Here is an 18,443-nt window from a genome sequence, read left to right as displayed (position 1 = left end):
CCGGGCTCACTGCGGGCCAGCCAGCGGCAGGTCCCGGCCCAGCCGGTACGAGTGGTGCAGGCCGTAAGGATCGTCAACAACCTCGGCCTTCGACTGGCTCAACACTTGCCCCTGCGCCTTCAGCGCCGCTACCTGCGACTCCAAGTCGGCGACCCTTTGGCGCAGCTTCTCCAGCTCGACAGCCGCCTCCGGCGACATATGACGACCAGCCGACTCGATCGCCATCGCGATCCCCATCGGGGTGCGCTTGCCGTTCTCCTGCGCCCGGCAGATCAGGTCCGCCGGCGAGTTCAGCGCTTTCGTGTTCACGCGGCCCGCACCGCCTCGGCGATCTCCTGCATGACCGACTCGCCCGTCACCAGCGGCACCGACACCAGCACCGGGCACGCTTCCGCTCCCGACACAGCGGCGTCCGCGAGCGTCGTCGTGTGCAGCGTCCACATCGTGAACCCGGTCGGCAGGTCGACCTTCGTGATCGTGCCGTCCATCTCGTACAGCCACGCTGCGAGGACATCCATGTCCGTCGCGAACACGTGGACCTCCGTCGACGTGGCCTGCGCCGCAACGTGCCGCGACGGCAGGTTCATCACGTTGACCGTTACCTCGTAGGCCCGCTCGTTCCGCTCACGGGCGTCCTGCCTCGCGCGGAAACTGATCGGGGTCTGAGATGATGTACTCAAGGTGATCCACTCGCTTTCTGTGGTGCAGTGGGTTGCCGAGGGGTCGTCTCCGGGTCGCATCCGGGGCGGCCCCGCTGTCGTTCAGGAGCCGGAGAGAGCCAGAGGCTTGCGAGTGCGGCGCGGGCGGCCGGCGGAGACCGGCATCTGCTCCTTGGCCTTGAACCGGGCTTCGGTCTCCTCGCGGGCGATCTCGTCGATGACGGCAAGGTCGGACTCGCTGAACACGATCTTTCGGCCCATGTAGCGGCCGGGGAACTTGCGGCCCTTGCTGCCGTCTTCCGGGCGGTTGAAGCCGTCGCGGAGCCAGCGCTGGCCGCTGTTGTCCTCGGGGTCGTCCGGGTCAGTGAGGTCGAGGCGGATTGCGGCATTGCGGAGGTTGTAGAAGCGCTCCAGCACCGGCAGTTCAGCCGGAGCCGGAATCTGAGCGGCGGGAGGCGCCTTCCTGGCGGCCATCGGTGTCCTTCCTGGGCTGGCTCTCGTGGGGGGCGAGGAGCCGGCGGTCGTCGGGCTGGATCTGGAGGGCGGTGCGTAGTCCCGCGTATGTGGGGGGCCGCATGTGCTGCTTGGCGCCGACTTCCAGCTCGGTGAGGTAGCTCTTGCTGATGCCGGCGGCTTGTGCGCACGTGGCCAGGGACATTCCGAGGTCCTTGCGGCGTGTGCGGATTGCCGCCCCATCCACCTGGAAGGTGGGTTGGGGTCTGTCCATGCATTGAAGGTAGCGGACGAAAGTCTCGGAAACTAGCGGTACGCGGCAGTAACTTGGCGAAGCCGCGAGTTTCCGCTAGCGGACGTTAGGTGTCGGGAGTTGGTTCGCGCCTACTTACCGCTTGCTTACGGTCACGGAGCGAGGTGCTTCTAGCGGTCGCTGGCGGTCGCTGGCATCATGGGCGCCATGACCACCCCCAGTGGCGCCGCCGTCCGCCACCTGCAGAAACTCGCCGCGCTGGTCACGCAGCGGCGGGTCGCGCTCGGCTTCGCCAGTAAGGAAGCCGCCGCTGATGCGTGCGGCGTATCGCATACGACGTACCGGAAGGTCGAAGGTACGAAGGATGCGGCACCTCAGCGGGTGCGGGATACGACTTACGCGAAGCTGGAGATCGGCTTCGGTATGCGAGCCGGCTCCTGCAAGGCGGTCCTCGACGGGGCTGTCGACAGCGTTGTCCTCGAAGACGGCACCGAGTTGATCGAGGGCGGGCAGATTACGCGCGTCGACCCGGGTGTCCTTGAGGATGCCCTGCGGGATGTGGTCACGAGATCCGCCACCTTGACTGCACCGGGCCTCACTCTGGGTGAGGTTGAGGCCATGAATGAACGAATCGTGGAGGAACTGCGAAGGCGCGGAATCCTTCCCTCCGAGCTGTGAACTGGAGGCCTTCCGCGTACAACCTTTTCGCCGTTACCAGATCGTGACCGCTCAGAGTTGTCGAATCGTCAACCGCCACTTCACGCACGGCAGTTCCCCATGCAACGCTGACGGTCCACCTGGGGGGTTCACCCGAGTAGAACGGGGGGAGCCCATGGCAACGGTTGTCCAGCACGACGAGCCCGGATTCATGGCCCGGGTCATCGAAACGGCCGGAGAGATCGTTTGTATCCTGGCCCCGACGGCAGCCACCGACCGTGTGGTTCAGGCACGCGTAAGGCGACTGATGGCAAGCCAGGGAATCGACTGCAGAAAATGCCGCGCCTGCCCCGTAGGGCGGACGGAGCAGGCAGAGTAGAGCAGTCAGCACGCGGAGGCCGGCGGCAGGGGTGCTACGCCGGCGAATCCGCGATCACATCACCAACTCATCGGGGGGATGAGGCATGCCCTATCCCGAGAAACGCGGGAACAAGTGGCGAGTCCGGTGGAACACCGGGAAGAAGCACCCAGAGACAGGCCGCTGGATCTACGACAGTCAGAGCGGGTTCGACACCCGCGAGGAAGCCGTCGCCTACGGCCTGGATCGCGAGTCGGACATCCGCAACGACCGCTACGTGAGCCGCCGCGACGGCGCCGTCCTCATGACCGAGTACTGCAAGACGTGGCAGCAGACCATCAGCGTCGGCCACCTGCGCAAGCGGAACGTCGAGCAGTACATCCGGCTGTACATCGAGCCTCGATGGGGCGATCTGGCCGTGGCGGACATCAAGGCCTCCGCGTACCGGGCCTGGGTGCTGTGGTTGGAGGACCAGCCGAACATCGGTGACCGGTACCGCGGCGAGATCCTGCTGGTCTTCAGCATGATGATGGACGACGCCGTCGATGACGGTCTGCGGTCGGCGTCGCCTGTGCAGAAGAAGAAGCGGCGCCGCGGCGTGTACAAGAAGAAGACGCGTGAGCGGAAGCGCAACATGCGCATGGAGGACGTGCACCAGCTCGCGTGCAACGCGCTCGCGTTCTGGGGGTTCCCCGGCTACGTGTACGTGTGGACGTTCGCCATGACCGGCATGCGGCCCGCCGAGCTGTACGGGCTGCGCCCCGAGTACTGCCACCCCAACTGGCCCGCCTCCGACCCGCTGGACGACGAGGAAGAAGAGGACCGCCAGGAACGCCACGAAGACGACATGGACCGGTACGGCCCTGGGCTACTGCCTGCCATCCGCGTGCAGTGGCAGCATCAGCGGGAGGAAGGTACTGGGGCGCCAGGCCTGTATCCGCCGAAGTACGGATCCCGGCGAGCGCTCGTGGTGCCCCCGTTCCTCGCGGAGCTGTTGGAGATGGTGCTTGCGGATCGGGAGTCCGAGTGGGTGTTTACCTCAATCAATGACGGTCCGCTCATCAACGCGAACTTCCCGTATCACTACTGGCGGAAGTTCGCCGACGGTCGGGGTGCGAAGGCGGAGTTCGAGCGTGTCCGGCTTGGGCAGAAGCAGACCGTCGACTCTCGGCGCCCCGTGCCGGAGCTGCCGGCCGTGGAGCGGTGGCAGCGCAAGCGGCAGTACCTGATGCGGCACGGGCATAAGGAGTGGATCGACGAGGACGGCCACAGTCGTATCGCCACCGAGTCCCGGATGGGCCACGAGCTGGCCGGTGTCGAGGGGCTGTATTCCAACGTGACACCGGGGATGGAGAGGTCCATCATGGAGACGTTGCAGGCGCGGTGGGAGAGCTTCGTGTTGACGCTCCCGGAGGGGTGGAAACCGCCTCCGTCTCCCACTGCTCTCCCAGTTGATCTTTCTGGGTGGATGGCGTTGCAGGTCAAGGACGCCAAGGCTAAGCGGTCATAGGTTTGTTCATGAAGTGGATCTCCAACAAGAGCTTCATGCCGTTCGTCTGGTACCGCATCGCCCTCGGCATCGTCATCATCGCGCTGGTCACGGCGGGCGTGCTGAGCCCGCACGCGGCGGAATCGGCGAGCTGACCGGTTCGCGGTTCCCGGCCCCCGGGCTCTCGCAGCCGTTTCGGACATCTCTCGTGCGCCGGGCGGGGCGGCCCCGGACGACGTCTTCTCCCGGGGCTCCCCGAACTGTTCGACGACTGTGCCGCGTTGGCCCTGGCCTGCGGCTTCGGCGGCTTCCCCCGGGGATCTACCGACGTACAGGGACCGGTACTTCACCGCCACCGCGCCCTGCTCCGCCCGCCGGCACGGCAGGGCATATGCCCCCTGGTCTGGCCCGACCGATGACGCGAACGCCGACGGCGGTGACCGACCCCATACGTTCTGAGTAGCCATGCGGTAGCGCACTGTCAGTGCTTGCCCCTAGGCTGGTCCGCATGTCCCCCGATTTCCTGCCTCCTGGTTCCGTGCGGTCTGCTGCCGAGGTGAACGAGCAGATCCGGGCGCTGTGGCTGCGTGCGGGCGGCACCCTGTCGGCCCAGGAGCGCGCGGAGTACGAGCTGTTGGTGGTCGAGTGGGCGCAGGCCATCCGCGGGGCGGTCATCGAGGCGGCCTGAGGCCGGGCTCCGGTGACGCCGTTCCGGTGACCCGGTTCCCTGAGGCCGGGCCGGCGAAGGTGTGCGATCGCCGTATCGTTCGTCCCATGACCGTCACAGGTGCGGCCCCGCCGGACGTGCCGCGCAGCGCCCTCGCCGATGCCGTGCTGGAGCGGCTGACCGCCGTGTACGCAGCCGCCGCCGACCCCGAGCGGGCCGTCCCGATGCGGGCGTACATGAAGGACGTGGCCCCCTTCCTCGGCATTCCCACCCCGGACCGGCGCGCCCTGTCGCGCACGGTCCTGGCCGGCACAGGCCGCCCCGACGAGGCCGACTGCACCGCGATCGCCCTGCGCTGCTGGCGGCTGCCCGAGCGCGAGTACCACTACTTCGCCGTTGACTACCTGCGCCGTCACGCGGCCCGCTGCTCGTCCGCGTTCCTGCCCGTCGTCCGGCACCTCCTCACCACCGCCCCCTGGTGGGACACCGTCGACCTGCTCGCCGCCCATGTCGTGGGCACCCTGGTCGCGGCCGACCCCGGCCTCAGGGCCGACATGGACGCCTGGATCACCGACGACGACCTCTGGGTGGCGCGTACGGCCCTGCTGCACCAGCTCCGCCACAGGGAACGCACCGACACCGAGCGGCTGTTCGCCTACTGCCTGCTCCAGTCCGGGCACCCCGGCTTCTTCATCCGCAAGGCCATCGGCTGGGCCCTGCGCGAGTACGCCAAGACCGATCCCGAGGCCGTACGTGCCTTCCTGGAACGGGAGCGGGGCCGGTTCGCCCCGCTGACGGTCCGCGAGGCGCTGAAGAACATCGGCCCCTGACGGCCGTTGACGCGCGTACCGCGAAAAACCATTCGACGCCGGACAAACCGTCGGCGATGATCGTCGTCATGTTCCGGTACGCCTTCCTCCTCGCAGCATCCGCCGTCGCGGATGACCCGAAGGCTGCCGTCCCGATCCTCGTGGCCGCTGCGGACGGCGCCCGAAGCTGACCCTCTCCGGAACGTCCGGCGGACCCCGCAGGGGGAGGGTCGGCCGGTCCCTGGGGTCCCGCATTCTTCTCACGGCTGAGAGGCTTCGAGGTACAGCCATGTCCAAAACGGCATACGTGCGCACCAAGCCGCACCTGAACATCGGCACCATGGGCCACGTCGACCACGGCAAGACCACCCTGACCGCCGCGATCACCAAGGTCCTGGCCGAGCGCGGCACCGGCGGCACCACCCGCTACGTCTCGTTCGACCGCATCGACCGGGCCCCGGAGGAGGCCGCCCGCGGCATCACCATCAACATCGCGCACGTCGAGTACGAGACCGACACCCGGCACTACGCCCATGTCGACATGCCGGGCCACGCCGACTACGTCAAGAACATGGTCACCGGCGCGGCGCAGCTCGACGGGGCGATCCTGGTCGTCTCCGCGCTCGACGGGATCATGCCGCAGACGGCCGAGCACGTGCTGCTCGCCCGTCAGGTGGGCGTCGACCACATCGTCGTCGCCCTCAACAAGGCCGACGCCGTCGACGACGGCGAGGACGCCGTGCTGGCCGACCTGGTCGAGCTGGAGGTACGCGAACTGCTCACCGCGCAGGGGTATCCGGGCGACGCCGTACCCGTGGTCCGCGTCTCCGGGCTGAAGGCCCTGGAGGGCGACCCGCGCTGGACGGCCTCCGTCGAGGCGCTGCTCGACGCGGTCGACACCTATGTGCCCATGCCCGAGCGGTACCTGGACGCGCCGTTCCTGCTGCCGGTGGAGAACGTGCTCACCATCACCGGGCGGGGCACGGTCGTCACGGGCGCCGTGGAGCGCGGGACGCTCCGCCTGGGGGACCGGGTGGCGGTGCTCGGCGCCGACGTGGAGAGCGTCGTCACCGGGCTGGAGACGTTCGGCAAGCCGATGCAGGAGGCACAGGCCGGGGACAACGTGGCGGTGCTGCTGCGCGGGGTGCCGCGGGACGCGGTGCGGCGCGGGCATGTCGTGGCGGCCCCGGGGAGCGTGGTGCCCAGCCGGCGGTTCTCGGCGCGCGTGTACGTGCTGTCGGCGAGTGAGGGCGGCCGTACGACGCCGGTGTCCACGGGGTACCGGCCGCAGTTCTACATCCGTACGGCGGATGTGGTCGGCGACGTCGACCTCGGGGAGGCGGGGGTCGTGCGGCCCGGCGAGACGGTCGAGATGACCGTCGAGCTGGGGCGGGAGGTGCCGTTGGAGCCGGGGCTCGGGTTCGCCATCCGTGAGGGTGGGCGGACCGTGGGGGCCGGGACGGTCGTCTCCGTCGGACCGTAGGCCGGCAGCCGGCAGCCGGCAGCCGGCAGCCGGCAGCCGACAGCCGGCGGGTCGGTGGGGCGGCAGGCCGGCAGGTCCGACGGTCTGTAGGCCCGCAGGCCCGCAGGGGCTGAGGTGTGCGGGGGACTGCGGGCCGGTTGTGGCCGGTCGCGCGGTTCCCCGTGCCCCCGGGCGGGCCTTGCGCCCACGGGCGTCGGGCACCGGTGACAATGGTCTCGTGAGTGAAGCCATACCCGTGACCAGGGCCGTCGATCACGGCACCGCCAAGCTGATGCCCGACGTCGACCGGGAGCGGGCCTGGCTGCTCACCGTCGACGGGGCGCCGCAGTCCTACGTCGATCTGGACGACCCCGCGCATCTGGAGTTCGAGTACGTACGGCGCCTCGGGTATGTCCTGGACACCGCCGCCGAAGCGGGGCGGCCGCTGCAGGTGCTGCACCTCGGGGGAGGGGCACTGACGCTGCCCCGCTATGTGGCCGCCACCCGGCCCGGCTCCCGGCAGGACGTCGTCGAGGCCGACCGCGCCCTGCTGGAACTGGTCGTCGAGTGTCTGCCGCTCGCCGAGGGCGCGGGTGTCACCCTGCACGCGGCCGACGCCCGGGCCTGGCTGGAGGCCGCTCCTGAGGATTCGGCCGACGTGCTGATCGCCGACGTGTTCGGCGGCTCACGCGTTCCGGCCCACCTCACCTCCCTCGCCTACGTCCGCGAGGCCGAGCGGGTGCTGCGTCCCGACGGGGTCTATCTGGCCAACCTCGCCGACGCGGCGCCGTTCGCCTTCCTGCGCTCCCAACTGGCCAATTTCGCGGCCGTGTTCGAGGAGCTGGTGCTGGTCGCCGAACCGGGTGTGCTGCGCGGCAGGCGGTTCGGCAACGCGGTGCTCGTCGCCTCGCACCGCCCTGTCGACACCGCCGCCCTGGCCCGTCGTACCGCCGCCGACGTCTTCCCCGCCCGGGTCGAACACGGGCCTGCGCTCAGGGACTTCATCGGCGGGGCCCGGACGGTCCACGACGCCGACGCCGTGCCCTCACCCGAGCCCCCCGACGGGGCTTTCGGCATCGGCTGAGGGGAGCGCAGCCGCCCTCGGTGGATGTGAGCCGAACCCGGAACCGGCAGCGGTCAGGTCCAAGGCCCGCGGATGACGTGGCGCTCGGGGAAGATCCGGGACTCCACGTACCGTGCGAGCACGCGCACTTCGTCCGGTGTGCCGATGCCCGCCAGTTCGACGTACTCGGTGGTCGCGGCGCCTGCCTCGTTGTAACGCACGCCCAGCGAAGCCGTGTTGGTGAGGTACGTACCCAACGTCCGTACGTAGCTGGGCGACTCGGTGATCTGGTAGTACCAGATGAACTGCACCCTCCGCCGCACGAACCCGGACTTCACGTCGACGCCGTACTCGTAGAAGTCCGCTCCGTTGGTTCGTGATTTCACATAGGCGACGACCGGGAAGGCGACGACCTGGGCCACGGCCACCACGACCGCGAGCACCGCGAGCAACCACATGGCTTCGGGGGCATCGACACGCCTGCCGATGACGGGCACCAGCACCGCGAGCACCACGGCGACCAGCAAATAGCCCAGCAGCGGGGGCAGGAGATGGCGGACCTTGAGGTTGACCGACGTCACGACCTGGCCACGGTCCGCCACGCGATGGGAGTCGACCCGCGCGCGCAGCGTGGGCGGCCCTGGAGCGAGCGCGGGGCCGACCAGCGGGGCCCCGCCGACTGAAGGGCCGGGCACCGCGGGCGGCAGCGGTGGTGGAGGACCGGCGGGGGCGCCTTCGCACTGCTGCAGCCGCGCCCGCGCGTCCTGGAAGTCGCTGACGGCCAGGACTCGCCGGTACGCGTCTGCGGCCCCGGCGGGATCGCCGTCGGCCTGCAGCAGGCGGCCGAGCCGGTAGGCGGCCAGGTGATGGCGCGGGTCGGAGTCCAAGACGCGTCGAAGGCTCGCCTGTGCCTCGGGCGTCCGTCCGAGGTCGGTGAGACACACCGCGAGTGCGAAGCGGGCTGCCACGTCGTCAGGTTCCTGACGCAGCAGGCGCTCCAGCAGAGGCAGCGCCTCGTCGGGCCGCCCCCGGCGGTGCAGGACGCTCGCCTCCTGGTACAACGACGAGGCCTCTCCCGACGTCCCGCCGGACAGTGATCCGTCCCCGCTCATTCCGCGCCCCCTTGGTGTTCCGTCTGTGTGTCTCGTCTGTTGTTCCGGATCTCACGCGGCTGGGCGCCCCGCGTCGCGCGTCATGTGGTGACGTCGGCTCCGGCCCGGATCCGCGGCATGATTCCGCAGAGGCCGTACCCGACGAGCCCGACGACTCCGCCCGCGATGAACACCGCGAAGGCCACGAAGAGCGGTGTGTTGTCGATCGGTGGTGAACCGGCGGGGCGTGGGCGACCGGCCCACGTGCCGAAGTGCACGAATCTGATGAAGCCGACGGCGATCACGGCCTGGGACAGGGTGTGGACCGCTCTGCCCCACAGAGCACGCGGGCCCGGCCGCATCACTCGGTGACCGTGGATGAGGCCGATGTCGAGGGCGAAGAGGCCGGTGATCGCCATGTCGGCCCATGCCGGCGGAGCCGTCTCCTCCGGCCAGGGCGGCCCCTCTCCGCTCAGGGCCGCATCGAGCCAGGGTACGGACGCACTCGCGGAGGACGGCCACAACGGCCCGTCGCCATGTCTGAAACCGTTCTCCACTTCCGCCGCGAGAAGCGCCACGCCGACTCCGCACACCAGCAGACCCGGCCAGGAGAGCACAGTGCGCGCGCCCGCAACCGACCCGCCTCCGGGTGCCGGCCCCGTTCCGTTCGCCATGTCGCCCCCGTTGACCGCGCATGCCGCCCGCGATGGCGCTCGCCCGCCGCAGGCGGCATCATCGCGCCACCCGGCCCATGTCAGCCATCGGCGCACGGGGGCGCGCCAGCGCACCGGGTTCATGTGGTTGCGCCCCCGTCCTCGGCGACACGTTCCATGAAAGACCCCCCTTTCTGTGAATTGCCGAGTCCTTCGCCGCGGAAAGCATCCACAGGCGCTATTTCCACACCTGTATCAAATCTCCGCTTCATCACTCGTCATGACACATGAATCGTGAATCGCCCTGGTTGCGCAATGACCACACATGCATGATCGGCGGTGTCAGGGAAATGATTCTCGTGGACGAATCCGCAATCTCGCCCATGAAGAATCCCGTCACTGTACCGTCGGAGGAACCGCTGACGAGACGGCAGGTCGATCGGCGTCTCGCAGACCGTCATGAATCGACCCAGCAGTGCCGTCCTTCGGAGGGAAACCCCTCGAAATGAAAGAATCCGAGAAACATCCCGAGCCGGAGCTGACGCCGACCAGCCATCCGGAAAAGTCCCCGGCGGCACCGGTCAAGGAGCCAGACAAAGCGTTTGCGCAGACACGCGACGAGCACGTCGCGAAACCTCACCAGGCGGACGGAACCAGTCATCACGACACCCATGGCCACAGTGGTTCGGCAGTCGTGGACGATCCCTTCCTGGATCCGTCGCTGTGGCGAATCGAAACCAGCCCGGCACCGTCTGCACCGCCGCATCCTGCCCCTTCCGGAGCTCCTGGGGGAGTGCCAGGTGTTCCCGGGGGTTCAGGGTGGTGGCACAGCGAGGACGGCACCAAGTCCACCATAGAGAAGTCCGCCGGCACTACGAATCAGGATTTCCCGGATCAGCGCCATCAGGAAGGAACCCTCACCACCGATTCGCATGTCTGGCCGGCCGGTGGAAACTTCGGCGCACATGGAGCCGGCATCGCCGACCAATTCGGCGCATCGGGGCTGACGCACGACACGGAAACAGGGGCCTCGAACCACACGCCCGGACCGCACGATACCCGTGATCTTCCGCCGAGCCACGACGGAGGATCCGGCACACCCTCGACCGGCCAGGTTCCATCGAGCACTCCCGGCGAGACCCACACCTGCGCAGGAAGCGAGTTCGGTGCGCTGGGATTCGACGGCGGCCATCCCGGAGGGCACGTGGGCTCGTCGGATCTTGGCGATCCGGCCGCGGGAGACACCGGCTTCGGCGGACTCGGCACGCCGGCAGCGGACGTTCACTTTGATGGATAGCTCAGCGGTGAGGGGTGCCGCCCGGCGCCGAGGGTGACTCCCTGAGGGGGGCGAGCCGGGGCCCGTGGAGCGCGCAAGAAGCGAAAGTCCAGAGCTTATGACGTCGGTCACAGTGCTCCGTCAATCATCCGGCGCACTTAGTAGATACGGCATGGAAGACATCTGAGTATTTGTCCGTCTTGACCCGGATGTGAATCCCATCGCGCGTCCCGGGAATCCCTCGGCCGGCCCGCACGCTCATTGCCCTGTGTCGTAAGGCTACTGACGCCGCGACAGCTTTCCCTCCTGCCGTCATGCGCGGACCGGAGGCCCGTGCACCGCCCTGGCGAGGTCCCGGGACCTACGAGGCGACGTAGTGGTGGGACCCTTTGCGCTCCCTGTCGAGCCGTTCTAAGAATGGCGCCCCACAGGACGTCGCCGCAGCTCGGAACCGGTGTTCACGCAGAGTCGACTGCGTACCGGGCGCTCGGCGTCACCGAGTGAGTAGGAGCCCCCCACATGAAGTCGTCCCGTACGTCCCCGAGACTCCTCGCCCTTGCTCTCGGCCTGGGTCTGGCCTCCAGCGCGCTGGGCGCGGCGGTGCCGGCCAGCGCCCGGCCGGCCGCCACCCCGTCCGCTTCCGCCGCTGCGTCCGTGGCGCGGTACGACGGGTCGGCCGAGGAGGCCGCGAGCAACAAGGCGTTCTTCGAGGCCGTGCTCAAGTCGGTCGCCGAGAAGCGCGCCGCCCAGCCCGACGCGCAGGCGGTGACCGTCTCCTACAACGCCTCCCAGGCGCCGAGCTTCCGTTCGCAGATAGCGAGCGCGGCCTCGATCTGGAACAGCTCCGAGTCCAACGTCAAACTCCAGGAGGCGTCGAGCGGTGCCGACTTCTCCTACCGTGAGGGCAACGACCCGCGCGGGTCGTACGCCTCCACCGACGGCCACGGAAGTGGCTACGTCTTCCTCGACTACACCCAGAACCAGCAGTACGACTCGGTCCGCGTCGTCACCCACGAGACCGGGCACGTCCTGGGCCTGCAGGACGACTACAGCGGGCCGTGCAGTGAGCTGATGTCGGGCGGCGGCGCCGGCCCGTCCTGCACCAACCGCTACCCGGACGCCACCGAGCGCTCGCGCGTCGACCAGCTGTGGGCCGCCGGACCCGCGCAGGCCCCGGGCACGGCATCACCCGAAAGCACCGGCCCGATCGCAGGTGGTGCCGCCGGTCAGGGCGGGGAGCCGAGCGGGGGCGATGCCCAGACCCCCAGCGCGCCCTCGATCACCGCGCCGGCACCCGCACCCGCACCCGCACCCGTCGTGATCCGTGTCGGCTGATCCCACGGCAACAGCAGATCACCCAGCAGTACGCACGGTCCGAACACTGCCAAGGACCCCGCCACGACCGACAACCACCGGGACATCCGGATCACCTGACGCCCCCTCATGCTGAACGAGGCAACGAAGCGGCCCTGACCGGACGGCTCCGTGGGCGTTTTCGGGGCGATGGCGCAACACGGACAGCTCCGTGGGCGTCTTCAGGCCATGGCGCAACACCTTGATGAATGTGACCTTCCGAAAGGCGTGGGTCGATGCCGCACTCGGTTGGCGGACGACCATCAGCGGCCAACTTCGCCTGCGCCACGCCGTGTGGTGCGGGTCAAGTTGGCGGGTGGCGGGGTCTGTTACTGGCCGGTTCTGGAGGCTTGTAAGATCCACTTCAACCAACTAGGGCCCTATCAGGGGGAAACAACTCATGAACAAGCGTCTTTCCGTCCTGGCCGCCTCCGTGGCCGTCGCCGGAGGCTTCTTCATCACGTCCGTGCCCGCTCACGCCGCCGCGACGGCCGGCCAGGGCGTGGTCTCGAAGGCCGCCATCACGTGCAACCAGAGCCAGATGCGCCAGCAGATCGCCAGCCTCAAGAGCAAGGCGGCGAAGCTGAAGCAGCTGGGGGAGCCCGCGGCGGCCAGGAAGGCGCTCGACGACGCGGCCGCCATCCAGAAGAAGCTCAACCGTTGCATCGAGTCCGAGCGGGACGCGAGCAAGCCGTTCCCCGGATAAGCATCCGGTGCGCAGTGTGGCGCTGCCCGCCCCGTTCGACGGGCGGGTGGCGCCACACGCTTGTCAGGACTCCTGACGCTCCCGGTCCCGGCCCGCGTTCCGGCGGGCCGGGACCGCTGTCCGCTCATTCCACGGTCGGGTCGCCGTGCAGCCGGACCGTGCCGAGGATCTTCTGGATGGTCGCGTCGGACAGTTCGTCCTTGACGCCCTTGACGCCGTAGAGCGACCACGAGACGAAGTCGCCGGTGGAGTCCTTGAAGGCGAACGTGGTGGCCTTGCCGTCGGTGGAGCACTTGTTCTTCTTCGGTGCACCGACGACGTACGACGTCGCGACGCTGCCCTTGAGGCCGGACGCCGCCGTGAAGGGCTTCGCCTTGCCGATCCGGAGGTACTTCTTGGCGGCGTCCGACTGGTCGGTGTATCCGCCGAACACGAAGGCGGCCGCGTCGCCGCGGGCGATGCTGGCCGTGTCCTTGCCGCCGTTCTCGCCCTTCGTGCCGCTGCCCGCGAGCTCGTAGGACTCCTTCGAGCCGTTGTCCTCGGCGCTGCAGTAGCCAGGCTTCAGGAACGAGGGGCTGGAGAAGCCGATGTACGCCGACCCGTCGCCCTTCTTCTTGTCCTCGAAGAAGCTGAAGGTGCCGGGCCGCTCCACCTCCCAGTCGGGCGGTACGTCGAAAGCCGTGCCGTACTTGGGGTTCACCACGACCTTCCAGCCGGCGATCGTCGGCTTCTCGGTCTCGTTGCCGCGCGGGTTGTCGTCCGAGCCCGACGCCGACGGGCTCGCGGTGGAGGGCGACGATGTGGCCGGGCTGCTCGGCTTGTTCGCCTCGTCCTTCTTGTCCTTGTTGCCCAGTACCAGGAACCCGGTCACGCCGGCAGCCACCACCACGGCCGCGGCCGCCACGATCGCGACGAGCTTCGTCCGGTTCCCGCCACCGCCACCGCCACCGCCACCGCCGCCCGGCGCGGGCTGCGGGGCGCCCGCGGGGGCCGGAGTGCCCCACTGCGGCTGCTGCGCATAGGGGCCGGTCTGTTGGTAGCCGGGCTGCTGGTACGGATTCGGCTGCTGGTACCCCGGCTGCTGGTACGGGTTGTTCTGCGGGTTCTGCTCGCCCCCGGGCGGCTGCTGTCCTGGCCACATGGGCGCCCACCCTAGCGGCGCCAGGGACACGATTCGGTCACCACCCCTTCCCGGGGCTGTAGCGAAGCGGGGTTCGCCCTGGCCAGACCCTGCTACTCGTGAGTAACATGGTGGCCATGAGCGCAGACCAGATGTCGATCGGCGAGATGCTCGCCGCCACCGTGCCCATGGCCCGGACGCTGAACCTGGAATTCCTGGAGACCTCTCCGGAGAAGGCCGTGGTGTCCCTGCCGGACCAGGGCGAGTACCACAACCACGTGGGCGGCCCGCACGCCGGTGCGATGTTCACGCTCGGGGAGTCGGCCAGCGGTGCCATCGTCCTCGCCGCGTTCGGGGACCAGCTCTCGCGTGCCGTGCCGCTCGCCGTGCGGGCCGAGATCGGTTACAAGAAGCTGGCGATGGGCGCCGTCACCGCGACCGCGACCCTGGGCCGCCCGGCCGCCGACGTCGTCGCCGAACTGGACGCGGGGCAGCGCCCCGAGTTCCCGGTGTCGATCGAGATCCGGCGCGCGGACGGAGCGGTCACGGGCGAGATGCAGGTCCTGTGGACGCTGCGGCCCAACAGTAAGGACTGACGCAGCACTTGGGAGAGGGGCCCGGCCGGGCCCCTCTTTTACTGCGCCGCCCCGGGCGGCCCGGTGCTTGCTGCGCCGGCTCGGCAGCGTCTACTGCGTCGGCCCGGCGGCGCTTGGTGCGTCGGTCCGCTGCGTCTTCTGCGTCGGTCCGGCGGCGCCTGCTGCGCCGGCGTATGTCGTGTCGGTCCGGCGGCGCCTGTCGCGTCGCCCGGCTTTGCCGCGCGGCCTCAAGCGGCCCGGCGCCGGCCCCGCCCCTGTGCCCCGCCGTCCTCCAGGCCTGCCACGAACTCCCTGAGCCAGCCGGTGAATTCGGGGCCGAGATCCGGGCGGGCGCAGGCCAGGCGGACCACCGTCCGCAAATAGTCCGCCTTGTCGCCGGTGTCGTAGCGCAGGCCGTCGAAGACGACCCCGTGCACCGTGCCCGCCGCGGCCAGATCCTGTAGGGCGTCGGTCAGCTGGATCTCGCCGCCGCGCCCGGGCGGAGTGCGTTCCAGGACGTCGAAGACGGCGGGGTCGAGGACATAGCGGCCGATGACCGCGCAGCGGCTCGGTGCCGACCGCGCCGACGGCTTCTCCACCAGACCGGTGACGCGTACCACCCCGTCCTCGCCGTTGGGTTCCACCGCGGCACAGCCGTAGAGATGGATCTGTGCGGGGTCGACCTCCATCAGCGCGACCACGCTGCCCGCGTACCGCTCGCGGACCTCCAGCATGCGGCTGAGCAGGGTCTCGCGCGGGTCGATCAGGTCGTCGCCGAGCAGGACGGCGAACGGCTGGTTCCCGACGTGGTGACGGGCGCAGAGGACGGCGTGGCCGAGACCCAGCGGGTCGCCCTGGCGGATGTGGTGGATGTCGGCGAGCCGTGCGGGGTCGCGTACGGCGTCCAGGCGCACGGTGTCGCCCTTGGCCGCGAGCGCCTGTTCCAGCTCGAAGGCGTGGTCGAAGTGGTCCTCGATGGCCCGCTTGTGGCGGCCGGTCACCATCAGGATGTCGTCGAGGCCGGCCGCGGCGGCCTCCTCGACGACGTACTGGATGGCCGGCTTGTCGACCACCGGAAGCATCTCCTTCGGCGTCGCCTTGGTCGCGGGCAGGAACCGGGTGCCGAGTCCGGCGGCCGGGACGACCGCCTTGCGCACCGGACGGGGAGAACGGGGGGCCGCTGTGGAGTGGGGGGCGATCATGCGGCCATGCTGCGGCACGCGGATGAGAGTGCGCCCGGAGCAGCGTGGGAACCGGCTGTGGGGGTGGCCCTCGTGCGCCAGTCGCCCGTTGCTCGTTGCTCGTTGCTCGTTGCTCGTCGCCCGTCGCCCGTCGCCCGTCGCCCGTCGCCCGTCGCCCGTCGCCCGTCGCCCGTCGCCCGTCGCCCGTCGCCCGTCGCCCGTCATTCGGCGGTCGCCGGAAGGCCGGAGATCTCGTGTGCCGCCGGGTTTTCGTGGCACGGTGCGGAAGCCGTGGCGCGGCCCCCGCTTCGCATGACGTGTGGATACCGGCGGTAACTGGTGTGCATTTCCTCGATTCTGAAGTCCAGTCATTCGAACTTCTTGTTTCCCGTGAGGCACGTGTGCGAAGGTGAGCCTCCCCATGGGAGGGCAAAGGCCACGACCGAAACGCCAAGGCCGGCCCATTAGGTATGCACCAATCAGGCGCTGCTTTCCGACAGGACGCCTTTCGCATGCCGTCCTGCGGCTGGAAAGGAAATGGTTCCGTGCAGTCCCCCTACCCCCCACGCCCACCGTTCCCGCCCCACCCCGGTTCGCTGCCGGGGGAGTCCGACCGCAATCTCGCCGCCCAGCTGGGCGGCCCGGACGACGCCCGCCATCACGCCGTGGCCCTGCTGCTGGCCCGGCACTGGCGGGCCACACGCGACTACGCGGTCGTCTGTCTGGCCGCCGCAGGGCCTTCGGCGCAGCTGGTGGCCTCCGCCGCCTTCCAACGGGTGCTCGGCCGGCCGGGCGGCGGGGCGGCCGGCGGCGCCCTGCGCCCGCAGCTCCTCGTGGCCGTCCGGGAGACGGTCCGCCTCTGGGCCGCCGACGACGCGGCATGCGTCGTCATACCGGAATTGCGCAAACCCACCGGCGGCCGCGGTCTACGCGCGGCGATGCCCGGCACGCCCGAAAGGCGGCAACTCGCCGAACGCGCATTCCAGGCTCTGCCGGGCGCCTCCCAATGTCTTCTGTGGCATGCCGAGGTCGAGGCGGAACCCATATACATACCCGCTGGTCTGCTGGGTATCGACGGGGTCACCGCGGCGGCCGCCCTCGAGCGGGCCCGTGAGCAATTCCGGACGGGCTGCGTACGGGCCCACCGTGAACTCGCGCCCTCCAGTGAATGCCGCTTCCACAACCGCCTCCTGGACGTTCCCATTCGCCGTGGCGGCTCTCTGCTCCCGGATGTGCAACACCATCTGACGGCCTGTCGTCACTGCCGGTACGCCGCGGAGCAGCTCGCCTGTTTCGAGGGCGGTCTGGACGTCCTGCTCGCCGAGACCGTGCTCGGCTGGGGCGCCCGCCGCTACCTCGACTCCCGCCCCGGCCGCGGTGCCGTCGAGGACCGGCCGCCCGGGCCCCGGGCGGTACCCCCGGCGACGGGTGGCCGGCACCGAACGGCGTCCGAGGGCGGACACCGTACGGCCCTGGCGGTCGGCGTCGGCCTCACCGCCCTCGCGCTGCTCGCCACCGTGCTCGTGGCCAAGGGATGGTCCGATGACAACGGTGTCCCCGGACCCCGCGCCACCTGGGGTGCCCCGGCCGGCCGATCCACCCGCCCCGGCACCACGGGCACCGCGGGTGTCACGGGTGTCACGGGTCCCACCGGCAGCGCCACCGGCAGTACCACCGGCGCCACCGGCGAGCGGTCCGTGGCCGTCTCCGGGGCCGACGCCTCGGCCGGCCGGCCCGTCGAGGTCGCCCACGGCCGGCTGCGCAGTCTCGCCTCCGGGCGCTGTATGGACGTGCCCGGGGGCAGGGTCGAGGCGGGCGCCGGTGTCCTGCTGGCCACGTGTTCGTCGGCCGGCTCGCAGCAGTGGTCGTACCAGGACGACGGGCTGCTGCGCAGTGCCGCCGACCCCGCCCTGTGTCTGGCGGCCGACCCCGGGACACGCAGTGTCGTGGTGTCCGGCTGTGTGGTGCACGCCGGAGAAGTGGCGTACGACCTCACCGTCCGCGGTGAACTCCTGCTCCGCCGGCCCGAGGGCCTCGCCCTTGTGCCGGGACCCGGGAAGTCCTCGGCCCGCGTGGTGGTGGCGGCCCGCGACGGGTCCGGCGGGCAGCGATGGGTCCTGGAGCCGGAAGCGGCCGCGGTGCCGCACGGCTCCACCGGGCCGGCCGCACCGGGTCCGGCGCGGCCCGAGCCCTCGCAGGGGTCCGCCGGGCGGCCGGGCCGGGGCGCCCCGCACGACAAGCCGGCACCCGGAGCCGGGGAGCCCGGGCGGGAGCAGGGGTACCGGCCCCGGATCGCCCAGGTCGGCACCGGCGACGCCCCCGATCCGGTCGGGCCCGCGGCTCCTCGCGACCCCGTGGGCGCACTCCTGTCCCCGGTCACCGGCACCCTCGCCTCCGTGCCGACGGCCGTGGGGTCACTGCTCGGCTGACCCGGCCCGCGCCCGAGGTCCACGAACGGGTGGCCCTCGGGCGCCGTCCGGAATGCCGTCCGCTGTCCGGCCCCTGCCCGCCGTTCCGGAAGTCGCCCGTTGTCCGGCCCCCTGCCCGCCGTTCCGGAAGTCGCCCGTTGTCCGGCCCCCTGTCCGCCGTTCCGGAAGTCGCCCGTTGTCGGGCCCTCG

18 protein-coding genes and 2 pseudogenes are annotated in these 18,443 nt (G+C 70.1%); 12 read left to right on the top strand and 8 right to left on the bottom strand.

Annotated features, from left to right (window positions below; genetic code table 11):
• Nucleotides 1-6 precede the first annotated feature (6 nt).
• The 4 genes from ACZ7P3_RS12600 to ACZ7P3_RS12585 all read right to left on the bottom strand — a co-directional run bounded on the left by ACZ7P3_RS12600 (nt 7) and on the right by ACZ7P3_RS12585 (nt 1,386).
• Nucleotides 7-309 carry a hypothetical protein gene (locus ACZ7P3_RS12600; RefSeq protein ID WP_472080884.1) on the bottom strand — a complete coding sequence of 101 codons (303 nt, stop codon included), beginning with the start codon at nt 307-309 and terminating at the stop codon, nt 7-9.
• On the bottom strand, nt 306-587 hold the full coding sequence (locus ACZ7P3_RS12595; RefSeq protein WP_472080883.1) for a hypothetical protein: 282 nt from the start codon (nt 585-587) through the stop codon (nt 306-308). Before ACZ7P3_RS12595 ends, ACZ7P3_RS12600 begins: the two co-directional genes overlap by 4 nt.
• A 174-nt stretch (nt 588-761) precedes the next feature.
• Nucleotides 762-1,133: a hypothetical protein gene (locus ACZ7P3_RS12590; RefSeq protein WP_472080882.1), complete on the bottom strand. Its 372-nt coding sequence runs from the start codon at nt 1,131-1,133 to the stop codon at nt 762-764.
• Nucleotides 1,084-1,386, bottom strand: a complete 303-nt coding sequence (locus ACZ7P3_RS12585; protein WP_472080881.1) for a helix-turn-helix domain-containing protein — start codon at nt 1,384-1,386, stop codon at nt 1,084-1,086. Before ACZ7P3_RS12585 ends, ACZ7P3_RS12590 begins: the two co-directional genes overlap by 50 nt.
• Before the next feature lie 186 nt (nt 1,387-1,572).
• Between ACZ7P3_RS12585 and ACZ7P3_RS12580 the strand changes: the two genes are divergently transcribed.
• The 7 genes and pseudogenes from ACZ7P3_RS12580 (at nt 1,573) to ACZ7P3_RS12550 (ending at nt 7,891) form a co-directional block, all read left to right on the top strand.
• The gene (locus tag ACZ7P3_RS12580) at nt 1,573-2,043 is read left to right on the top strand and encodes a hypothetical protein (protein WP_472080880.1); all 471 of its coding nucleotides are present in this window, start codon (nt 1,573-1,575) and stop codon (nt 2,041-2,043) included.
• A gap of 443 nt (nt 2,044-2,486) precedes the next feature.
• Nucleotides 2,487-3,890 carry an integrase gene (locus ACZ7P3_RS12575; protein WP_472080879.1) on the top strand — a complete coding sequence of 468 codons (1,404 nt, stop codon included), beginning with the start codon at nt 2,487-2,489 and terminating at the stop codon, nt 3,888-3,890.
• A pseudogene (locus ACZ7P3_RS12570) lies at nt 3,881-4,024 on the top strand (undecaprenyl-diphosphatase); the annotation flags it as partial. The gene ACZ7P3_RS12575 and the pseudogene ACZ7P3_RS12570, both read left to right, overlap by 10 nt.
• Nucleotides 4,025-4,377: 353 nt before the next feature.
• Complete coding sequence (locus ACZ7P3_RS12565; RefSeq protein ID WP_472080878.1) at nt 4,378-4,557, top strand: hypothetical protein; 180 nt, start codon at nt 4,378-4,380, stop codon at nt 4,555-4,557.
• An 86-nt stretch (nt 4,558-4,643) separates the two neighbouring features.
• A complete protein-coding gene (locus tag ACZ7P3_RS12560; RefSeq protein WP_472080877.1) occupies nt 4,644-5,366 on the top strand; it encodes a DNA alkylation repair protein in 723 nt (240 codons plus the stop codon).
• Nucleotides 5,367-5,634: 268 nt separating this feature from the next.
• Nucleotides 5,635-6,828, top strand: a complete 1,194-nt coding sequence (gene tuf / locus ACZ7P3_RS12555; protein ID WP_472080876.1) for an elongation factor Tu — start codon at nt 5,635-5,637, stop codon at nt 6,826-6,828.
• 217 nt (nt 6,829-7,045) lie between these two features.
• Entirely contained in the window at nt 7,046-7,891 is an 846-nt protein-coding gene (locus ACZ7P3_RS12550) for a spermidine synthase (RefSeq protein WP_472080875.1), read from the top strand.
• A gap of 53 nt (nt 7,892-7,944) precedes the next feature.
• On the opposite strand, the gene ACZ7P3_RS12545 is transcribed toward ACZ7P3_RS12550, so the two are convergent.
• Together ACZ7P3_RS12545 and ACZ7P3_RS12540 are read right to left on the bottom strand one after the other, a co-directional pair.
• A complete protein-coding gene (locus ACZ7P3_RS12545; RefSeq protein ID WP_472080874.1) occupies nt 7,945-8,982 on the bottom strand; it encodes a tetratricopeptide repeat protein in 1,038 nt (345 codons plus the stop codon).
• An 80-nt stretch (nt 8,983-9,062) separates the two neighbouring features.
• Nucleotides 9,063-9,380: a hypothetical protein gene (locus tag ACZ7P3_RS12540; RefSeq protein WP_472080873.1), complete on the bottom strand. Its 318-nt coding sequence runs from the start codon at nt 9,378-9,380 to the stop codon at nt 9,063-9,065.
• 739 nt (nt 9,381-10,119) lie between these two features.
• Here ACZ7P3_RS12540 and ACZ7P3_RS12535 point away from each other — a divergent pair.
• The 3 genes and pseudogenes from ACZ7P3_RS12535 (at nt 10,120) to ACZ7P3_RS12525 (ending at nt 12,949) form a co-directional block, all read left to right on the top strand.
• Nucleotides 10,120-10,911: a hypothetical protein gene (locus ACZ7P3_RS12535; RefSeq protein WP_472080872.1), complete on the top strand. Its 792-nt coding sequence runs from the start codon at nt 10,120-10,122 to the stop codon at nt 10,909-10,911.
• A 498-nt stretch (nt 10,912-11,409) separates the two neighbouring features.
• A pseudogene (gene snpA, locus ACZ7P3_RS12530) lies at nt 11,410-12,063 on the top strand (snapalysin); the annotation flags it as partial.
• Between the two features lie 580 nt (nt 12,064-12,643).
• Nucleotides 12,644-12,949, top strand: a complete 306-nt coding sequence (locus ACZ7P3_RS12525) for a hypothetical protein (RefSeq protein ID WP_472080871.1) — start codon at nt 12,644-12,646, stop codon at nt 12,947-12,949.
• A 124-nt stretch (nt 12,950-13,073) separates the two neighbouring features.
• Here the strand turns inward: ACZ7P3_RS12525 and ACZ7P3_RS12520 are convergent, their stop codons facing one another.
• Nucleotides 13,074-14,090 carry a DUF8017 domain-containing protein gene (locus tag ACZ7P3_RS12520; RefSeq protein ID WP_472080870.1) on the bottom strand — a complete coding sequence of 339 codons (1,017 nt, stop codon included), beginning with the start codon at nt 14,088-14,090 and terminating at the stop codon, nt 13,074-13,076.
• Between the two features lie 116 nt (nt 14,091-14,206).
• Here ACZ7P3_RS12520 and ACZ7P3_RS12515 point away from each other — a divergent pair, with 116 nt between their 5' ends.
• The gene (locus tag ACZ7P3_RS12515; protein WP_472080869.1) at nt 14,207-14,665 is read left to right on the top strand and encodes a DUF4442 domain-containing protein; all 459 of its coding nucleotides are present in this window, start codon (nt 14,207-14,209) and stop codon (nt 14,663-14,665) included.
• A 227-nt stretch (nt 14,666-14,892) separates the two neighbouring features.
• Here the strand turns inward: ACZ7P3_RS12515 and galU are convergent, their stop codons facing one another.
• Nucleotides 14,893-15,846, bottom strand: a complete 954-nt coding sequence (galU, locus tag ACZ7P3_RS12510) for a UTP--glucose-1-phosphate uridylyltransferase GalU (RefSeq protein WP_472080868.1) — start codon at nt 15,844-15,846, stop codon at nt 14,893-14,895.
• 524 nt (nt 15,847-16,370) lie between these two features.
• Between galU and ACZ7P3_RS12505 the strand changes: the two genes are divergently transcribed.
• Entirely contained in the window at nt 16,371-18,254 is a 1,884-nt protein-coding gene (locus ACZ7P3_RS12505) for an RICIN domain-containing protein (protein WP_472080867.1), read from the top strand.
• Nucleotides 18,255-18,443 lie beyond the last annotated feature (189 nt).

This window comes from Streptomyces sp. NPDC107581, from assembly GCF_055657175.1.
This window is presented reverse-complemented; position numbering and strand designations above follow the sequence as displayed.